The organism is Halorubrum sp. SP3 (assembly GCF_005435195.1).
Classification (GTDB): domain Archaea; phylum Halobacteriota; class Halobacteria; order Halobacteriales; family Haloferacaceae; genus Halorubrum; species Halorubrum sodomense.
Genome location: NZ_SGTU01000064.1, coordinates 1 through 2059, shown reverse-complemented (window position 1 = coordinate 2059; position 2059 = coordinate 1). Strand labels below are relative to the sequence as shown.

The 2059-nt window shown below is 47.7% G+C and carries 1 protein-coding gene and 1 pseudogene; one reads left to right on the top strand and one right to left on the bottom strand.

Annotation, left to right across the window (positions count from 1 at the left end; translation table 11 throughout):
- The first annotated feature begins 257 nt into the window (after positions 1-257).
- The gene (locus tag EXE42_RS15235; RefSeq protein ID WP_137706879.1) at positions 258-920 is read left to right on the top strand and encodes a hypothetical protein; all 663 of its coding nucleotides are present in this window, start codon (positions 258-260) and stop codon (positions 918-920) included.
- An 838-nt stretch (positions 921-1758) separates the two neighbouring features.
- On the opposite strand, the pseudogene EXE42_RS15230 reads toward EXE42_RS15235, so the two are convergent.
- Positions 1759-2059 (bottom strand): annotated as a pseudogene (locus EXE42_RS15230) (helicase); the annotation flags it as partial.

The window sequence follows — 2059 nt, the reverse complement described above, 5'->3', positions numbered from 1 at the left end:
ATCTCGACCGCTTAGATCAAGAGGACATCATCCGATACGACCCCGAACGGAACGTGGTATATCCCGGTCCGAACCTTCGCGTTGCTTACTCATTCGCGGTTCTCCTCCCGGGATCGGGGGTGAACTAATAGACTCGGTTAAGTACGCACCTGAGACCGGAGCCACTGTTAGTGGCATAGACGGTCGGTGTTCAATACTTACTGATGATGTTCTAAGCCAAATCATAGTAATAGGTCAACAGGCACTGTGAGAGTTTGATGGCTCAAAATCCGAACGCCGGACACTCAGTCCCAGATCTAGTACCGGTTGAGGAGTTCTTCGCGGGTGTGGACGCGCTAGATTCTGTCCTGTTCGACCTACCACACGAGATTCCAGAACTACCCGACATCACGTCGGTTGGTCCGAAGGTGGACGTCCGAGAGCTTGAAACTCCAGTCGGACAGACGTGGTTCCGCATTTCAGACACAATCAAAGAGCATTTTGATAGCGTAGCCGCAGCGAACCACGAGTTCGGCCCAGATGTTCACGACCCGGTCTTTGTGAGAGCTGGATACCCGAACCTTTCCGAACCCGTCTCAACTATTGAGGTCACTCTCAAACCGTCAGGTTCCATTTTCGTCGAGTCGATGTACTTCGTCGGCGAGATGTCTTGGCCGTATCTCATGGGATCTGAGGAGGGACTCGAAACCCCTGTGTTGTATGCAGCAGCGATCGCCGCAGGGCTCACTTACAGCTCGATAGCAGTGGTTAGCGGGCAAACTCAACTCAGTTATCACCAAGGTCTCGCGTCTAATTCGGCGATAGGGGACGTACATACACGGTTGGAGGAGATTCGAGATGAGTCTGAGAAGTCTGACAGTGAACAGGCTCTGGATACTATCTTGGATCTAATCAAGGAACGCCCAGAATGGGTGCTTTGACGAGCGGTAGCTGTATTCCATTATTCCTCTCTTCGATAGTCTCGAGACTCACTCACCATCGATTTGGTATCGTAGTCAACCAAATATCAGATCCAATATGACTGTTTGAGCGCAATCAGCAGAAAGGAACGCCCGAAACCGTATTCAGAAATTAGTATATTAGTGTATATATCCATGATCGGCTTTTGATATAATATTCCAACCGTCGTACACCGATTTTTAAGTTGATGTGGGCAGATTGTATGCATAAATATAACTAAACAGATAGTAAGGTCTCGGATAAGTATATATTGAAAATCATATTAGAGAAGATAACCTGTGTGTCAGTAATCTGATTTGGAGATCCTGGTATCGCCTGTTGATTTCTAAAAGAGTGTGTGCTATTTGCCCACATTATTATCATCCCGAGAAGGTATTCACTTTCGTGAGGGAATATATTCGACTGTAACATACAAAAAGAACCCACAGGATAAGTAAGAGAGTCCAAAATGCTCTCAAAAAGCGTGAGATGGGCATCTATGAAGATGGCTGAATACTCTCACGCTTTCTCTGCTACGATACCACACTTTCCGTAGCTTAGAATCTGTCCACCACAGATACCACAGGCGTGTAGGGCCAAATTCGGTCCGTAAGATCATGGGGGTACACGCCATTCAGGCGATGGGGTCGTTCTAATCGTCACTCGGACATCGATCCAGTATCTAATCGCTTCTCATTAACCGAAGCTCATCGACTGATGTATCCAATATCTTATCATACATAGGGTTTCTAATGAGAATCCATTTTGCTGTCTCCATGTGGCTACAGACAGAGTGACAAACCTTCCGTGTAGGACTACCTATACTGGGAATGCGAAGCACAGATTCTCGACTTCTGGGGCGAGCGAGACTATCTGTGCCTTTCGTTCCAACTCCTGACGACGACTCTCGATACGCTGTTCAAGTCTGTCGAGACGCTCTTGTTGACCGCGAATTGCGATGTCCATGTTCGAACCGGTCTCAGCCTTCTGTTCGTAGTTCTCGATGAATTCCTGGATTCGCTGGCGCTCTGCTTCAGCATATTCTTCGAGATCACTCAGTTCCTGTTGAGTTTCCTCGCGGCGACGTTCATACAGTTCTTCTTTCAGAGAGGCAACTCTC